This is a genomic window from Rhodococcus sp. NPDC056506 (assembly GCF_042794945.1).
Classification (GTDB): domain Bacteria; phylum Actinomycetota; class Actinomycetes; order Mycobacteriales; family Mycobacteriaceae; genus Rhodococcus_F.
Genome location: NZ_JBHTSW010000004.1, coordinates 164,563 through 181,151, shown reverse-complemented (window position 1 = coordinate 181,151; position 16,589 = coordinate 164,563). Strand labels below are relative to the sequence as shown.

Here is a 16,589-nt window from a genome sequence, read left to right as displayed (position 1 = left end):
CTACGGCCAGGCGTAGCGTCCCAAACGCAAAGTATTTGCGTTTGAAGTCTTCACCACCCGCACGGGAAGCGCTACGACAATGACAACGACCGTTTCACCACCGACCGAGAGCACTTCACGCCGACGCTTGGGGCGAGGCGCCGCTTTCGCACTCATCGCCGTCATCATCGCTACGTTCCTGGGCGCCTCCGCGACCCCGACACCGTTGTACGAGCACTATCAACAGTTGTGGGGATTCTCCTCGCTCGCGTCGACGCTCGTGTTCGGCATTTACGCTCTCGCACTGCTCGCCACACTCTTGACCGCCGGTTCCCTGTCCGATCACATCGGCAGGCGCCCGGTCCTGCTCGGAGCACTCGTCCTCGAGGCGATCTCGCTTGCACTGTTCGCCTCGGCCGACGGTCTGACCATTCTGCTGATCGCCCGCGTCGTACAAGGTGTTGCCACCGGCGCTGCAATCAGCGCTCTGGGCTCGGCCTTGATCGACCTCGAACGCACTCCCGGCCGCGGATCGATCATCAACAGCGTCGCTCCGACAGTGGGACTTGCCGTCGGCGCCGTGGGTTCGAGTCTCATCAGCGAGCACCTCCCCCGGCCCACCAGCACTGTCTACCTGGTCCTTCTCGTACTGGTCGTTCTCGAAATCCTCGGGGTTTGGGCCGCTCCCGAGACATCGGGCGGACGACCCGGAGCCTGGCAGTCGCTACGCCCCACCCTTGCCGTTCCTCGGGAAGCCCGAACGATGATTGCGCTCACCGCACCGTGCCTGATCGCAGTCTGGGCGTTGGGCGGTTTCTACCTCTCACTCGGACCGGCGTTGGCGCGCAACGCACTTGACGTTCACAGCTCACTCATCGGTGCCATCATGGTCGCAACACTGACGGGATTCGGAGCTGCAGCGGTACTCACCTTCCGCAAACTCGGCGGGCGAACCGTGATGCTGATCGGAACCACCGCCCTGGTGCTCGGGGTGGCCATCACGCTCATCGGCGCTGAAACGTCCTCTGCAGTATTGATTCTGGTTGGTACGGCTGTGGCAGGTATCGGCTTCGGAGCAGGATTCCAGGGAACCATCCTCACAGTCATGCCGCTGGCCGAGAACCACGAACGCGCGGGCTTGTTGTCCACCGTCTACGTCATCGCCTATCTGGCCAACAGCCTTCCGGCATTGCTGGCCGGCTACCTGGTCGGCAAGGTGGGGTTGGTGGATACGACGCGCGGCTACGGAGCACTCGTCATGGTTCTCGCGGCCGTCGCACTGATCGGACTGCTGGTCACCGGCGAGCGAAAGGTCAAAGCTGTCCCAGTGTCGGAGTAGATGTCCCCCGATCGGTGGACACACAGTTCCTCCTTCGTACGGTCCGGGCAGTGGACATACGGCATCGATCCGCTTCGACATAGTTGTCTTCGAGAGAGCCAACCGAACGCTCACCCGGACAAAGGACACCGACGATGACGAACCCACGCTACGTAGTTGCCGCAATCACGGCCCTGGCCGCTGGTGCCCTCACTTTGGGGTTGAGCGGAATCGCCAGCGCCGGAACTCTTCCGGCAACCGGCAATACCATCACGATGACGATCAGCAACGACACCGAACAGACAATTCATCTCGTAGGCGCCGACAATCCCTACGGACAGTGGATGCAGAGCCCACGCCAGTCGCTCGCGCCCCACGAGACCGAGATCGTCACCGCATACAACCAGGACCCGCGAGGCCTGACGGTCGACGTCGTCTACTCCACCCCCGGCGGCGGACAAGCAGTCTTCATGGCCAACGACTATCCGCAGTTCGACACCGACGGAACTCGCACAACCGACCCTGATCACTACTTCATCTCGAGCTACATCGACGGCTACTACCCGAACCTGAGCGTCGGCTACCACCTCGGTGCGGCGTCGTCATAAGAAATCCGTCTGCCTCTCAGACGCACTCGTTCTTGGACATTCGTCCGGCGTGAGGGGATTGTTGAACGCGGCCCCGCACGAGAAGGCACACGCCTCGTTGCAGGTGGTCCGAATGTCAACGGGAGAGGGAAAACCACAGTGCGACTACCCAATCAGTTTCTGATCTACGTCAGCGATGCAGCCTCCGCAGCAGCGTTCTACGGCGAATTGTTCGACGCGAAGCCGGAGGTACTCAGCCCTCGGTACATGACCTTCGACCTGGGCGGCGGTGTGGTCCTTGCACTGTGGAGCGGCAAGTCACGCGACCTCGATCCCGCGACACCACGAAATTTCGAAGTCGGCATATTGGTCGACGGCGGGAGCAACGAAATTCGGGCGATCTACGACGAGTGGGTGGCAAAGGGCGTCGAGGTCGTCGAAGAACCCAACGAAGATGTCTTCGGCCTGACATTCGTCATTTCAGATCTGGACGGAAACCGCCTCCGCGTAGCGCCCGCCGATCACTGAGCACTCAGCCTTTGATCTCGCCGTACCGGCGGAGGGCTTCCTCACGCTCATGCGCATGGTCGACGATCGGGTCCGGATAGTCGACCGGCCGCATCGCTTTCAGTGAGTGGACCGCTTTGCCTGGAACATCGCGAAGTTCGGGGACCCACCGACGGACGTATGTGCCGTCGGGATCGAACTTCTCCCCCTGAGTGATCGGGTTGAAGACCCGAAAGAACGGCGAGGCATCCGTGCCCGACCCCGCAGTCCACTGCCACCCGTGCTGATTGGACGCCAAGTCACCGTCCACCAGTTGCGACATGAAGTACCGTGCGCCGCGCCACCACGGAATGTGCAGGTCCTTCACCAGGAATGACGCAACGATCATTCGCACCCGATTGTGCATCCAGTTCTCGGCGGCGAGTTGCCGCATGCCCGCATCGACGATCGGGAAGCCGGTCTTGCCCTCACACCAGGCAGTGAAGGCAGCGTCCGCGTCGACTCCGCCGTCGTGACGTAAGCGGTCGAACTTGTTGTCGTAGTTCTTCCGTGCGCTGTCGGGGCGTTGAAACAGGATCTCTGCGTAGAAGTCTCGCCAAGCCAGCTGGCGACGGTAAGCCTGAGCGCCGTCGCCGAGCCGCTTGGAAAGATCTGCCAACATGGTTCGCGGATGGATCGTGCCGTACTTGAGCGGGATCGACATCCGGCTCGTGGTGTCGAGGTCCGGCCGATTTCGTTCATCGTCGTACCGGTCAAGATCGTTCTCGCAGTATTCTTTCCACTGTTCAAGCGCACCGGCCTCACCCACGAATTGGCTGACCTCGCGAGACGGCACGGGAATGTTCACCCGGCGCGGGCCGCCGTCCTTCTCACTCGGATCGAACCAAGTGACCGTCTGCGCATCGGTCGACGCGGGACCTCGCCAACCGTGTTCCATCCACTGACGGAAGTACGGTGTGAACACCTTGTACGGATCGCCATCGGCCTTGGTGACGCGACCGGGCGCGACGGCGTACGGAGAACCGGTGGCGATCAACTCCACCTTCTCCGCCACTGCTGCGTCACGGCGTCGGCCGTATGGTCCGTAGTCTGCACTGATGTGAACTTCTTCGGCGCCAACGGATTCCGCCATACGGGGCACCACGTCCACCGGATCACCTCGAACAACCATCAATTTTCCGTCGAGCTGGTTGTCGAGGGCCGCCAAGTTGGCGAACAGTTGATCCTGGCGGGGTGAGCCCGCCGGTCCGAGCAGTTTCTCGTCGAGAACAAATAATCCCAATGCCTGCCCGCCGCCATCCGACGCCGCGCTCAGGGTGGGAAGGTCACCTACCCGCAGATCGCGTCGAAACCAGACCACAGAGTTGTTCACCCCGTCGAGCCTACCGATCAGATCCCAGAATGCACCCCGTCGCACGAGCAGCAAGTTGCGCAGCTCTCTCGGGTGTCGGCTCTGGGGCCAGCCCGAGCAGTCGCCGCCGATGTTCCTCACCGAGTAGCAATGTGTACAACTGATCCGCACTCAGCGCAGCCTTCTGTCCGTGCTGATCGAGCAAGATTTTCTCCAGGAAGGCAATCGACTTGGCCGGTCCGGATTCGTAGAACGCGGCAGCCAGCTCAGGGAACTGCAGTGCCTCGCCGATCATCATGCGGTGCAGCGCAATCGAGTTTTCACTGTGCAGGGCGATGACGATGTCCACTGCGGCGGCCAGCAGGTCGGACTGGCCCTCGCCGGCATTGTCGACGTACGCGTGCTGACGCGCTACCGCAGCTGCAAAGACCGCGGACTTGTCGCCGAAGTAGCTGTACACGGTGCGCTTTGCGACGCCGGCCGCCGTGGCAATCGCGTCGATCGTTGTTCGAGCGAACCCGACTTCCCGAAACGAGTCGACCGCGACGTCGAGAATCTCGTTGCGTCGATCGGCGCGCTCGGCGTCACTGGTTCTCCCACGTCTGCGCGGTTGCTCCATCAAGTCTCCTGTTACCGTGCCAGTGTATTAATGCTACGTTGACGTTTCATTATTTCGAACACTACAGGAGCACTGCATGACCGGACAACGACTCGTCCACGTCGCCATCGCCGACGACTGGGAAGCGTGCAAGCGCTTCGGTGAGTACGAGGTCTCGACGCGCGGAATCAGTTACGACGAGGCGGGATTCATTCGCGCAACCACCCCGGACGCACTCGCTTCGGTGCTCGATCTGGTGTTCGGCGACCTGACCTTGCCACTGATCGTCGCCGTCATCGACGAGGACGCGCTGACCTCCGCAGGCATCGACGTCGAATGGGAGGCCGGAAAGCCCCGAATCCTCCGACCCCTACCGATGGACGAGGACACGGTGGTCGCCGAACTGGCCGTGGAACGCGTTGACGGGGTCTGGCCGCTTCCCGACCTCACCCCGTACGCAACCCGCACCGGCTAGACCAGGGCTACCTCTGGTTCGACCACCGGCGTCGACGCCTTCTTCCGACCGGCAGCCACGCACAGCGCGATCCCGACGGCGATCCAGCACACCAGCACCAGAAGTGGTGCGGCGGCACCGTGGCCGTCGAAGAAAGCCATCGATCGGACGGATGCCCCTGCGGCACCAGGCGGGAGCAGTTGTCCCAATGCACCCCACCCCGCGGGCAACCAGGCCGCAGTTGTCGCCATCCCCGAGAGCGGATTGCCGACGAACATCATCGTGACGGCCCCCAATGCGAATCCCTTCATCCCGAGCAGGGATTCGAGTCCCAGAATGGGAAGCGAGATAGCCGAAATGCCCATGGTGAGTGCGAGTGCGGTGAGCAGGTAGTTTCCGTCAAGGCTGTTCGTGCCGAACTGCAGAATGGCAGTCAGGGCAAAACCTGCGACAACCGCGACGCCGACGGCGCCCAGCACTCGCTTGGCAATGCTTCGCGGAAACAGCTGCACGAGAACAACAGCGGGCATGATTCCACCGAACACCAGCGGCAAGGCCAGGGCTGTGAGCCCCGCACCGGTCGGGTCGTCCGCCGTCAACGGCACCACGTCTTCGACGGGAACCTCCGTTCCCGAAGCATCCGAGAGTCCACTGGCCACTCCGGTCAGGGTTTGCGCGATCGGGGTACCGCCCGCGGTCGCGATCAGCACGTGAGGGCCGGTCGCATCGACAACGATTCCGCCGACCACGTCTCGATTTCGAATCGCGTCACGAAGCGCGTCGGCGTCGGCGAAGTCCTGGGTGTCGAAGGCACCCGGCTTGCTCGCCTCGAGCGAGGCACTGATCTGAGTGGTCGCCTGAGCCGGACCGGATATACCCAACTTCAGTTCGTGCGGGCCACTGTTCACCGACGGCAACACGAAGGCGAGCAACATCAGCCCGATCACAGCAGACAGGCCCAACACCACGGCCACCAGCTTCTTACGGTCCCGCGCTTCGGCTTCGACGTTCATCACTACCTTCCCTAAGTGGAAGTTTTTCCTCCACTCTTTATGGAAGATATTCCTCCAGTTATGATGAACTGTCAATACCGGAGGTGAATGTGCGAGCCGATGCACGCGAACGCAGGAACGCAATAGTCGACGCCGCCCGAGCGGTGTTCACCGAGCGCGGGCACGATGCGCCCCTCGACGCCGTCGCGGAACTCGCGAAAGTGGGCATAGCCACGCTGTATCGGAACTTTCCGACGCGCGAGGACCTGGTGACCGCCGTCGCCGTCGCAACGCTGACCGACGTCCGAGAGGCCGCCGACATCGCGCTTGCGGACATGCCCACCGATCCGACAAGCGCGTGGCACACGTTGGTGGATCGGCTCGTGGAACTGCGACTGGGTGCACTCATTCCCGCACTGGTGGAACGCAGTTTCACCGAGTTGGCCCCCGAAGTTCTGGCCGTGCGCGAGGTGACGAAAGCGAAGATGACCGCGACAATCGGCGCCGCTCAGAGCGCCGGACTGGTTCGCTCCGATCTACAACCGCTCGAATTCGTCATGGCTCTGGCCAAACTGACACGCCCGCAAATCGAGTTGTCCGACGAGGCCATGCCGAACCTGGTCCCTCGATTGGTCGCGGTGTTCATGGCCGGTCTGCGTCCGGACGGTACCGACTTGCCGGTCTGATCGGCGAAACACGACGTACCAGGCAAGGCACAATGGGGCTGTGACCGAGATACCGAAAATCCTCGTAGTCGACGACGACGCAGACGTCCTCACCTCGCTCGAACGCGGATTGCGGCTCTCGGGATTCACCGTACTGACGGCAGTGGACGGCGCCGACGCGCTCCGAGTGATCTCCGACAAGCGACCGGACGCGGTCGTCCTCGACATCAACATGCCGGTGCTCGACGGCACCGGAGTGGTGACGGCGCTTCGAGCCGCCGGCAACGAAATCCCGATCTGCGTGCTCAGCGCACGCAACTCGGTCGACGATCGCATCGCCGGGCTAGAATCCGGTGCAGACGACTACATGGTCAAGCCTTTTGTCCTCGCCGAACTGGTTGCCCGGATCCGCGCGATGCTCCGGCGCAGCAACACCCCTGCCGGCGATCACACCGAGGGAACGAACACCCTGCGCGTCGGCAACCTCGACATCGACCTCTCCGGCCGCAGAGTTCGTGTCGACAGCAAGGAAGTACCGCTCACCAAACGCGAATTCGAACTCCTCGAAGTACTCGCTCACAATTCCGGCATCGTGCTCACTCGCGAACGCCTCCTCGAACTGGTGTGGGGCTACGACTTCGTCGCCGACACGAACGTCGTGGACGTGTTCATCGGCTACCTGCGTCGCAAGTTCGAATCCGGCGGTTCACCTCGCCTTCTCCATACCGTCCGCGGCGTCGGGTTCGTGCTTCGGGAGAACCCGTGAAGCGTCGCCGCTTCTCACTTCGAACCCGCGTTGCCGCGGCCGCGGCACTGGGGGCGACGTTCATCGTCATCGCTCTCGGTGTAGTCGTTGCGTTGGCCATCGCTCGAAACAACCTGTCCCAGCTGGACCGTCGGCTGGAGACGGCGTCGACAGTGATCGTGGCCAACGCCGCCACTGCGGGACCGTTCCTGGGAGCATTCGGAGATGGCGGCGCGTTTTCCGTGACCATCCGCTCCGACACCGACGGAACCGTCAAATCCAGCACCCCGACCCGTCTGCCCGAACTCCCGGTCGGCTCGGCCACCGTCGATGTGGACGGCACCAAGTACCGGGCATACACCGCCGAGGCCGACGGCATCAACGCCCTTGTCTCGCTGGCAGTTCCCTACGCCGAAGCGCGGGACATCACCGTCGACCAACAACGCCAGGTCGCTTTCTTCGGCGTCGGTGCCGTCGGGGCCGCTGCAGCTCTCGGGTGGTTGTTCGGCGGCCCGGCGGTGCGCCCACTCGTGGAACTGACCCGCCGGATCGCCCGACGCGATCCCGATCTCGCCACCGAAATTTCCGGCATCCGTGAAGCGGACGAGCTTGCCGCAGCAGCAGAATCGATGCTCAGCGATGTCGCCCGGGCACAGGCCGCGACCGACTCGGCCCTTGCCGCCGCGCGAGACTTCGCTTCCGCCTCGGCTCATGAACTCCGAACTCCGTTGACGGCGATGCGAACCGACATCGAGGTGTTGTCCATTCACGACCTCGATCACGAACAAAGACGCGAGATCCTCACAGATCTGGCCCGCGCGCAGGGCCGCGTCGAATCAACGCTGCGAGACCTCGAGCGACTGGCGAAGGGTGAACTCTCGACTGCCGAGGATTTCAAGGACACGGATCTGACCGAGGTCTGCGACATCGCTGCCGACGACGCACGCCGACATCATCGCGGCCTCGACGTCAGCGTCGTCACCGTGGATTCCCCACTCCCCTATTGCATCCGGGCTCTTCCCGGCGGAATCCGGTTGATCCTCGACAACGCGATCACCAATGCCGTCCGCCACGGTGGCGCGAGCACCGTGCGCATCACCCTCGCGCGCCCGGTCGATTCACCGGACACAGTCACGATCACGATCGACGACAACGGTTGCGGAATACCGGCCGAGGAACGCTCGAGCGTCTTCGAAAGGTTCACCCGCGGGTCGACGGCAGGCAAGACGGGCTCCGGTTTGGGCCTGGCATTGGTGGCGCAACAGGCGGCCCTGCACGGCGGACGCACGACATTCCACGACAGTCCGCTCGGCGGGGCTCGCCTGCTGGTCGAGCTCAGGGATCAACCCGGATCCGTTTAGCCCTTTCAGGTCTCGATCAGCTCCCCGATCCCGGACGAACTCACTTCGATGACCCGAGCCGATCCGATGTCGAAGAACAACCCGGCGATACGCAGGCGACCGTCGACGCGGGCCTTACCGACGAGTGGATGTCGTTCGAGAGTCTGCAATTGCACTGCAACGTTGACCATTCCGAGCTGATCGACCTCCGAGAAACCCGCCTCGGCGGCAGCGCGGGCGACCGGATGGCCACTCGTGTAGGCCTGCAAACTCGTTTCGGCGTGACGCAGCCATTCCCCGATGGCTCCCGATTCCGACGAACTGTCGGTCAGGAGTGCTTGCATCGCTCCGCAGCCTGAATGTCCGCACACGATAACCGAACTGACGCCCAACTCGTCGATCGCGAATGCCAACGCCGCTTCCACCGACGTATCGCGTCCGCCGGCAGGAACCAGGTTTCCGACGTTGCGCACAGTGAACAGGTCTCCTGGGCCACTGCTCGTGATGATGTTCGGCACCACTCGCGAGTCTGCGCAGGTAAGGAAAAGGGAGTCCGGATTCTGCCCGTCGCGCAGCTGATCCATGTGTGGCCGTATCGCTTCGGCGCGGTGGCGATGGTAGTTGGACACCCCGTCGAGAATGGGCCGCAGCGCAGGCGGGCTGCTCAGATTCCTTCCCGAAGCCTGTGGTTGCCAACTCCCCCACGGAGCGAGCAAGCCTCGTAGGTCGGTGACTGCTGCGCCGCGCTTGGGCGGTCCGGTGGTCGCGCTCTCCATGCTCACCGATCCGACTTCGTCGATAGTCACCGACCCACCTGCCAACTCGTACTGCCTTGCCCACTCTTCGATGACGTCGAAGACGGCGTGGTCGAGAAAGTCGACGGACAGCTCGACCGTGACCTCGGACCGCGGCGGAATGCCGGCGAGTACCGACGTGAGCTTGGGCAGCACGAGGAAGGTGCACGACCCCTCGACCAGCACCCGCCACTTCCCGGAATCCTTGTCGCCCAACTCTTCTGCCGTGACCGATGCGCGAATGACACGCCACACCAGGAGGGCGATCGCCAGTGCCAGTCCGATGAGTACGCCCTCGAGCAGGTTCAGGAACACGACTCCGACCACCGTGATGCCGTACACCCACAGGTCACCGGTCCGCCGGGCCAACCGAATGTGCGCCAGCTTGACCAGTTGAATACCGATGACGATCAACAGACCGGCAAGTGCAGACTTCGGAATCTGCTGAACCAACCCGGCCAGCGCGGCCGAGAACAGCAGGATCCACAGGCCGTGCATGATCGACGACGCACGGGACTTCGCACCGGCTTCGACGTTGGTGGCACTGCGCACGATCACTCCCGTGACGGGCAGCCCGCCGATCGCCCCTGACACCATGTTCGCAGTACCTTGACCGAGCATCTCGCGGTCGAAATTCGAACGCGGGCCCGAGTGCATCTTGTCCACGGCCACAGCCGAGAGCAGACTCTCGACGCTGGCAATCAGGGCGATGGTCAAGATGCCGGTTGCGACGCCGAGCCACTGGCCGTCCGGCAGGGCAGGAAGTCCGATCGAGTCCAGCAGGGACCCGTCGAGAGCAATACGCTCGACGTCGATCGGCAGCACGAGTGAAGCGAGAGTTGCCAATACGATGCCGACCAACGCGGCCGGCACCTTTCGGACGCCCGCGGGGAGATAACGCCACCCGAGAAGAGTGGCGACGACGACGAGCCCGATCATCAAGTCCTCGACGTGCAAGGCACCGATCTGCGCGGGCAACTGCCGTAGGTTGTCCAGCGCCGAACTGGCAGAGCTTCCGCCCAACAACACGTGAACCTGTTGTAGCGCAATGGTGATGCCGATACCGGCGAGCATCGCGTGCACCACCACCGGTGCAATAGCGAGTGCCGCACGGGCAATTCTACTGAGCCCGAACACGATCTGCATAAGACCGGCACCGACGGTGATCAAGCAGGTGACTTTCCACCCGAACTTGCCGATCAGTTCGGCGACCACCACGGTCAGGCCTGCCGCGGGACCACTTACCTGCAGCGGTGAACCTCCTACCGCTCCGGCCACCACTCCGCCGACGATGGCGGCGATCAGACCTGCCATGATCGGCGCCCCGGACGCGATCGCAATTCCCAGGGACAAGGGAAGCGCCACCAGGAAGACGACCAGCGACGCCGGCACGTCGTATCTGATCAGTTGCTCGAGATAACGCCGGCTTCCACCACCCGGCGGAGACGAATCCCCGACGACGCTCTCGTCTGCCGGTGATTGTGTGTGCACTACGGACTGCGTCGACATAGATCTCCTCGCCGGACCCCGGATCCGGCTGCTGGGCAACATGTTCGAAGCGAATCGGCGATCGGTATCGCCGATCGACTGTGACCATGGTAACCGCGATTCCTTACCGTTCCCTTAGATGCGAACCCAGACGTGGTCGACGTCACCGCCGCCTGACACTGTGACTCGAACCTGAACGCCGGTCCAGAAGATCGATCGAATTACTTTAACCCGCAAGCATTTTGACTGAGACACCTCCCAGCGACCAGCACACCTGAGCGGCATCGGCGATAATGGGTAGACGCTCAACCGCAACCACAACGATGTGAAGGCAGGCACCATGTCCGATCAGTACGTCGCCGCGCAGGACCGCTACGAAGCCATGCCCTACCGCCGGACCGGCCGGAGCGGTCTCAAACTCCCGGCGATCTCGCTCGGCCTCTGGCACAACTTCGGCGACGACGTACCGATCGACAACCAGCGCGCAGTTCTGCGACGGGCGTTCGATCTCGGAATCACCCACTTCGATCTTGCCAACAACTACGGACCTCCGTACGGAAGCGCCGAGACGAACTTCGGCAGGATTCTGCGTGAGGATTTCTCTTCGTACCGCGAGGAATTGGTCATCTCGTCCAAGGCGGGCTGGGACATGTGGCCCGGTCCCTACGGATTCGGCGGTTCCCGCAAGTACGTGCTCTCGTCTCTCGATCAGTCGCTCGGCCGACTCGGGGTCGACTATGTCGACATCTTCTACAGCCATCGCCCCGACGCCGAGACTCCGATCGACGAGACCGCGGGCGCCCTGATCAGTGCCGTCCAGCAGGGCAAGGCCCTGTACGCCGGTATCAGTTCGTATTCACCGGAGCGCACCCGTGAAATCGCCGCACTGCTCGCCGCTGCCGGGGTTCCGTTGTTGATCCACCAGCCGAGCTATTCGATGCTGAATCGGTGGATCGAACAAGAACTGCTTTCGGCTGTCGACGATCTCGGAGTGGGCGTCATCGCGTTCTCACCGCTCGCACAAGGCATGCTCACCGACCGCTACCTCAACGGTGTTCCCGAGGATTCTCGTGCCGCCCAAGGTAAGTCACTCGATCCGTCGTGGCTGACCGACGACGCGCTCACCCACATTCGCGCACTCAACGATATCGCCGCAGCCCGCGGCCAGTCGCTGGCCCAGCTTGCACTGAGCTGGGCACTTCGCGATTCGCGGGTCACCTCGGTACTGATCGGTGCGTCCAGCGTCGCGCAGCTCGAAGCCAACGTCGGCGCGCTCGACAATCTCGAATTCAGTGCAGCCGAACTGGCCTCCATCGATCAGCACGCCAAGGACAGCGGCATCAATCTGTGGGCAGAGGCCAGCTCGATCTGAGTGAGAACTTCAGCTAGAGCGCAGGCAACTCCACGTTCACGTGCTCGCCCTCTTCGAATACCGCCGAGGCCGGCCCGACGATCAAGGGATCCGGAGTACCGACTGCCCGGTGATCCTTGTTGGGATAGTCGAAGCTGGCGAGCACGTGACGCATCGCTTCGAGGCGGGCGCGCTTCTTGTCGTTGCTCTTGATCACCGTCCAGGGCGCATCCCCGGTATCGGTGTAGAAGAACATCGCTTCCTTGGCCTGCGTGTAGTCGTCCCATTTGTCGAGCGAAGCCAGGTCGGTCGGTGAGAGCTTCCACTGACGCACCGGGTCCGTTCGACGGGCCGCGAACCGCGCCAACTGCTCTTCGCGGCTGACCGAGAACCACAGCTTGTGCAGATGAATCCCGGAGTTGACGAGCATCCGCTCGAAGTCCGGGGTCTCTCTCATGAACTCGAGATACTGCGTCGGCGTGCAGTAACCCATCACTCGTTCGACGCCGGCGCGGTTGTACCAGGACCGGTCCATCATCACGATCTCGCCGCCGCTCGGCAGGTGCGCGACATAGCGTTGGAAATACCACTGCGTTCGCTCGATGTCCGTGGGCTTCTCGAGCGCGACGACGCGGGCACCACGGGGATTGAGATGCTCGGTGAACCTCTTGATCGAGCCGCCCTTACCGGCAGCATCACGACCTTCGAAGATGATGAGCACCTTCTGACCGGTTTCCTTGACCCACAGCTGCAGTTTGAGCAGCTCGATCTGCAGGCGCCGCTTCTTCCGCTCGTACTCGCGGCGAGACATCTTCTTCTCGTACGGGTAACCCTGCTTCCAAGCATCCGCGAACTCCGAAGGCTCCAGCACGCCGAGCTTGTGCTTGAGACTCGAGATCTCGTCGATCTCGGCCGCGTAGTCCTCGGTGACGGAAATTCTGGTCGACGGGGTCGGCAGGTCAGGAACCCGACCGTCCACACCGCTGGCGTCGGGGCTCATGAATACGCACTCCCTGTCGTCGAAATGAACGAACGTCCGGAAAGTGAATTTTACGCGCCGAAGCCCGCCGCCGCGGGGCCGAAGCGAATGTTGCTTGGCATCGAGGAGGTAACGACAGGTCCGGCTTCCCAGTCGCCGAACCCCCACGCGGTACCTTGATCGAGGTAACTGAGACGGTCGGTAACCCCGAGAGAAGAGAGTTCTGGCGAGATGCGAGTAGACGGACGGGAGATCCCGGTAACGGGAAGTCTCCTGCCACCACTGCACCGCCGTACAAGCGACATCATGCGGGTCGCTATCGCTGCCGTGCTGCTCGGCGGCGTCATCGCGGGATCTCTGATCACTCGAAGTCAGTGGGACGCCCTCGAAACGTCGGTGTCCAACATCGTCGGCGTTCTGTCGCCGAGCCTGTCAGACACTGTGTATCTGCTCTACGGCATCGCGATTCTGGCGCTACCGTTCGCCATTCTGATCGGACTGATCGTCGGTCGCCGATGGAAGTTGCTGGCCGGATACGCCGCCGCCGGCCTGTGCGCCGGTGTCGCGCTCTCCTTCACCGGAACGGGCCTCGCCGCGCCCAAGTGGCACCTCGACGTCCCGGACAGACTCGACGCCACGTTCCTGTCTCAATTCCTCGACGATCCACGATGGATCGCGATGCTCGCGGCGGTGCTCACCGTCTCGGGCCCGTGGCTTCCGAAAAAGTGGCGACGAGCCTGGTGGACGCTGCTTCTGCTTTTTGCTCCCATTCACCTGATCGTCAGCTCGATCGTTCCCGCCCGCTCGATGCTGGGTCTCGCGGTCGGCTATTTGATCGGCGCTGTGATCGTTCTCGTCGTCGGCACACCAGCCCTCGAAGTGCCGCTGGATTCGGCAGTGCGCGTACTCGCGCGGCGTGGTTACCGGGTCACCACTTTCCGCGTCGTAAGCCCGTCCGGAATCGGGCCTCTCGTCATGTCCGCCGCCATCGACAAAGCACCGGACGACGAACCCTTCGACGAATTGATCGTCGAGTTGTACGGACAGAACCAGCGAAGTAGCGGAGCAATTCGACAGACCTTCCGCTGGATCTCGTTCCGGAACCGGGAAACTCCGCCGCCCTACGGATCGCTTCGTCGTGCCGTCGAACACCGGGCGCTCATGGGTATCGCGTTCGCCGACATCGGACTGGCCAGCTCCAAAGCCGTCGCCATCTCCGTCCTCGATCGCGGATGGGAAATGTACGCGCGCCCGAGTCCGCGCGGTATCCCCCTGGCCGTCGCCGTCGAGAACCAGGCGGGCGAGGAAGAATCCACCAAACTGATCGACGCGCTGTGGCAAACACTGCATACCGCTCATGTGCACCAGATGGCGCACGGTGACCTACGCGCTTCCGAGATTCGCGTCGAAGGCGGAACCATCCTCTTCGGTGGATACGCGTACTCCGAATTCGGCGCGACCGAAGTGCAGATGCAGTCCGACAACGCCCAGCTTCTTTTCGCCACCGCATCACTGTTCGGCGTCGACGCAGCAGTGGACGCCGCGATTCGCGCGCAAGGCGCAGACACGATCCTCGCGGCGTCGGGCCGATTGACCACTGCGGCGTTGCCTAACCGCATTCGGCGGACCGTGGCGGATTCCGCGAAACTGATGACCGAGATCCGAGACGAGGTCGGTGCCAAGAACGGGATCGAAAAGGTCGCTCCCGCACAGGTCACCCGGTTCAGTCGCAATCAACTCATCCAGCTCGTGCTGCTCATCGGTCTGGTCTACGTCGCCTATCCGTTCATCAGCCAGGTACCGGCATTCATCACCGAACTGAAGACAGCCAACTGGTGGTGGGCGCTGCTCGGCCTCGGCGTCTCCGCACTGACGTACGTCGGCGCAGCAGCGGCCCTGTGGGCGTGCGCGTCGTCGATGGTCAGCTACCGCAACCTCCTGATCATGCAGGTGGCCAACACCTTTGCGGCGACGACAACTCCCGCCGGCGTCGGCGGGCTTGCCCTGAGTGTGCGGTTCCTGCAGAAGGGCGGGCTCGGTACCGTCCGCGCTACGGCCGCTGTCGCGCTTCAACAGACGGTTCAGGTGGTCACCCACGTCGGCCTGCTGATCTTCTTCTCGGTCGTCGCCGGACGCGATACGAATCTCTCGCACTTCATCCCGGGATCCACGGTTCTGTATCTGGCGGGCGGAGTCGCGCTCGGAGTTCTCGGCGCATTCATGTTCATCCCGAAGCTCCGTGGGTGGCTGCGCGACGATCTGCGTCCTCAGATCACCGAAGTGTTGGGTGAACTGAGCCAGCTCGCGCGAAACCCCACGCGTTTCCTCATCATCGTCGGCGGCAGCGCCGCAACCACTCTGGGTGCCGCTCTGGCGCTGTGGGCGAGCGTCGAAGCATTCGGCGGCGGAACGACGTTCATCACCGTCACCATCGTGACGATGATCGGCGGCACGCTGGCCTCGGCAGCTCCGACACCGGGTGGCGTCGGAGCCGTCGAGGCCGCCCTCATCGGCGGTCTGTCCGCATTCGGACTGCCGGCAAGCATCGCGGTTCCGTCGGTCCTGCTCTACCGAGTACTGACCTGCTGGCTCCCGGTGTTCTGCGGTTGGCCGACGCTGCGATGGCTGCAGAAGAACGACATGGTCTGAGCCGTTCCCCTTTTACTGCCGGTTTTACTGCCGACGAACGACGTGCGCCTGCAGCGCTTCTCCGTCCTCGTCGACCCAGCCTTTGCTCTGCGCGTAATCGACCATCGCGGCAACACCTTCGACGTCCGTGGTGCTCTCGCGTACACGGGCCACCGAGACGAAAGCACTACCACCGCTGACGTATCCGTAATCTCGAACGCGCAACAGCTCGTCCAGTTCGGAATCGGAGATGTCGGTAGTCACCTCGACGTGGAAGTCATTCAGATTCTCGCCGTCATGGATGCTGACGCGGCCGTCGTCCACCAATACATACATGGCTCTCCTTCCTAGAGCACTGACGTCGGTGCGTGCGTACCGAATACACGCCGGTGGTAGGTCAGTGGATTCGACTCGCGGTGCTCGACCTCGTCCACCGATCCTGTCACGATCTTGTGATCACCACCGTCCACGACGGCATCAACGGTGCACGCGATCCAGATGGATACGTCCGGCAGTCTCGGAACACCGAGATGCTCCGCCCACTCGACACCGTCGAACTTCGCACGGCCCTTCCTCGCAAAGGCAACCGCCAGTGAGCTTTGCGCGGTCCCGAGGACATTGATCGCGAACCTCCGCGTTCCTTCGATGAGGCCGAGAACTTCCGACTGTCGATCCAGAGCCACCGCGGTCATCGGCGGGTCCATCGACAACGACATGAATGCACTGACCGTCGTGCCGTGCGGCCGGTCGCCGTCCATTGCCGTGATGACGGCGACCGGTGAGCATACGTGCGCCATTGCTTCTCGAAAACGC

General features: G+C 62.9%; 16 protein-coding genes. 9 read left to right on the top strand and 7 right to left on the bottom strand.

Annotated elements, in window-relative coordinates; all coding sequences use genetic code 11:
• The first annotated feature begins 79 nt into the window (after window positions 1–79).
• The 3 genes from ACFQ6H_RS06275 (at window position 80) to ACFQ6H_RS06265 (ending at window position 2,412) form a co-directional block, all read left to right on the top strand.
• A complete protein-coding gene (locus ACFQ6H_RS06275) occupies window positions 80–1,318 on the top strand; it encodes an MFS transporter (RefSeq protein WP_378644728.1) in 1,239 nt (412 codons plus the stop codon).
• A 134-nt stretch (window positions 1,319–1,452) separates the two neighbouring features.
• Window positions 1,453–1,905 carry a hypothetical protein gene (locus tag ACFQ6H_RS06270; protein WP_378446279.1) on the top strand — a complete coding sequence of 151 codons (453 nt, stop codon included), beginning with the start codon at window positions 1,453–1,455 and terminating at the stop codon, window positions 1,903–1,905.
• Between the two features lie 138 nt (window positions 1,906–2,043).
• Entirely contained in the window at window positions 2,044–2,412 is a 369-nt protein-coding gene (locus tag ACFQ6H_RS06265; RefSeq protein ID WP_020970460.1) for a VOC family protein, read from the top strand.
• Window positions 2,413–2,416: 4 nt separating this feature from the next.
• Here the strand turns inward: ACFQ6H_RS06265 and ACFQ6H_RS06260 are convergent, their stop codons facing one another.
• Entirely contained in the window at window positions 2,417–3,763 is a 1,347-nt protein-coding gene (locus ACFQ6H_RS06260) for a cryptochrome/photolyase family protein (protein ID WP_378644726.1), read from the bottom strand.
• Between the two features lie 10 nt (window positions 3,764–3,773).
• Entirely contained in the window at window positions 3,774–4,361 is a 588-nt protein-coding gene (locus ACFQ6H_RS06255) for a TetR/AcrR family transcriptional regulator (RefSeq protein ID WP_378543267.1), read from the bottom strand.
• A gap of 76 nt (window positions 4,362–4,437) precedes the next feature.
• Here ACFQ6H_RS06255 and ACFQ6H_RS06250 point away from each other — a divergent pair, with 76 nt between their 5' ends.
• A complete protein-coding gene (locus ACFQ6H_RS06250) occupies window positions 4,438–4,815 on the top strand; it encodes a DUF952 domain-containing protein (protein ID WP_378543265.1) in 378 nt (125 codons plus the stop codon).
• Here ACFQ6H_RS06250 and ACFQ6H_RS06245 read toward each other — a convergent pair.
• The gene (locus tag ACFQ6H_RS06245) at window positions 4,812–5,807 is read right to left on the bottom strand and encodes an ABC transporter permease (RefSeq protein ID WP_378644723.1); all 996 of its coding nucleotides are present in this window, start codon (window positions 5,805–5,807) and stop codon (window positions 4,812–4,814) included. The two genes, ACFQ6H_RS06250 and ACFQ6H_RS06245, sit on opposite strands and share 4 nt — an antisense overlap.
• Window positions 5,808–5,896: 89 nt before the next feature.
• Between ACFQ6H_RS06245 and ACFQ6H_RS06240 the strand changes: the two genes are divergently transcribed.
• From ACFQ6H_RS06240 to ACFQ6H_RS06230, 3 genes are read left to right on the top strand one after another with little or no spacing between them, the layout of a single operon-like run.
• On the top strand, window positions 5,897–6,472 hold the full coding sequence (locus ACFQ6H_RS06240; RefSeq protein ID WP_378543261.1) for a TetR/AcrR family transcriptional regulator: 576 nt from the start codon (window positions 5,897–5,899) through the stop codon (window positions 6,470–6,472).
• A gap of 40 nt (window positions 6,473–6,512) precedes the next feature.
• The gene (locus ACFQ6H_RS06235) at window positions 6,513–7,217 is read left to right on the top strand and encodes a response regulator transcription factor (RefSeq protein WP_378532347.1); all 705 of its coding nucleotides are present in this window, start codon (window positions 6,513–6,515) and stop codon (window positions 7,215–7,217) included.
• On the top strand, window positions 7,214–8,557 hold the full coding sequence (locus ACFQ6H_RS06230; protein ID WP_378532345.1) for a sensor histidine kinase: 1,344 nt from the start codon (window positions 7,214–7,216) through the stop codon (window positions 8,555–8,557). The genes ACFQ6H_RS06235 and ACFQ6H_RS06230 overlap by 4 nt, the downstream gene beginning before the upstream one ends.
• A 5-nt stretch (window positions 8,558–8,562) precedes the next feature.
• Here the strand turns inward: ACFQ6H_RS06230 and ACFQ6H_RS06225 are convergent, their stop codons facing one another.
• On the bottom strand, window positions 8,563–10,839 hold the full coding sequence (locus ACFQ6H_RS06225; RefSeq protein ID WP_378532343.1) for a SulP family inorganic anion transporter: 2,277 nt from the start codon (window positions 10,837–10,839) through the stop codon (window positions 8,563–8,565).
• 319 nt (window positions 10,840–11,158) lie between these two features.
• Here ACFQ6H_RS06225 and mgrA point away from each other — a divergent pair, with 319 nt between their 5' ends.
• The gene (mgrA, locus tag ACFQ6H_RS06220; protein WP_378532341.1) at window positions 11,159–12,190 is read left to right on the top strand and encodes an L-glyceraldehyde 3-phosphate reductase; all 1,032 of its coding nucleotides are present in this window, start codon (window positions 11,159–11,161) and stop codon (window positions 12,188–12,190) included.
• A gap of 13 nt (window positions 12,191–12,203) precedes the next feature.
• Here the strand turns inward: mgrA and ppk2 are convergent, their stop codons facing one another.
• Complete coding sequence (gene ppk2 / locus ACFQ6H_RS06215; RefSeq protein ID WP_378532339.1) at window positions 12,204–13,316, bottom strand: polyphosphate kinase 2; 1,113 nt, start codon at window positions 13,314–13,316, stop codon at window positions 12,204–12,206.
• Between the two features lie 63 nt (window positions 13,317–13,379).
• Here ppk2 and ACFQ6H_RS06210 point away from each other — a divergent pair, with 63 nt between their 5' ends.
• On the top strand, window positions 13,380–15,797 hold the full coding sequence (locus ACFQ6H_RS06210) for a YbhN family protein (RefSeq protein ID WP_378532337.1): 2,418 nt from the start codon (window positions 13,380–13,382) through the stop codon (window positions 15,795–15,797).
• A gap of 24 nt (window positions 15,798–15,821) precedes the next feature.
• On the opposite strand, the gene ACFQ6H_RS06205 is transcribed toward ACFQ6H_RS06210, so the two are convergent.
• Both ACFQ6H_RS06205 and ACFQ6H_RS06200 read right to left on the bottom strand, forming a co-directional pair.
• Window positions 15,822–16,112 (bottom strand): hypothetical protein, encoded by a 291-nt coding sequence (locus tag ACFQ6H_RS06205; protein WP_378543251.1) that lies wholly within the window; start codon window positions 16,110–16,112, stop codon window positions 15,822–15,824.
• Window positions 16,113–16,123: 11 nt separating this feature from the next.
• A complete protein-coding gene (locus ACFQ6H_RS06200) occupies window positions 16,124–16,573 on the bottom strand; it encodes a flavin reductase family protein (protein ID WP_378644803.1) in 450 nt (149 codons plus the stop codon).
• Window positions 16,574–16,589: the final 16 nt, after the last annotated feature.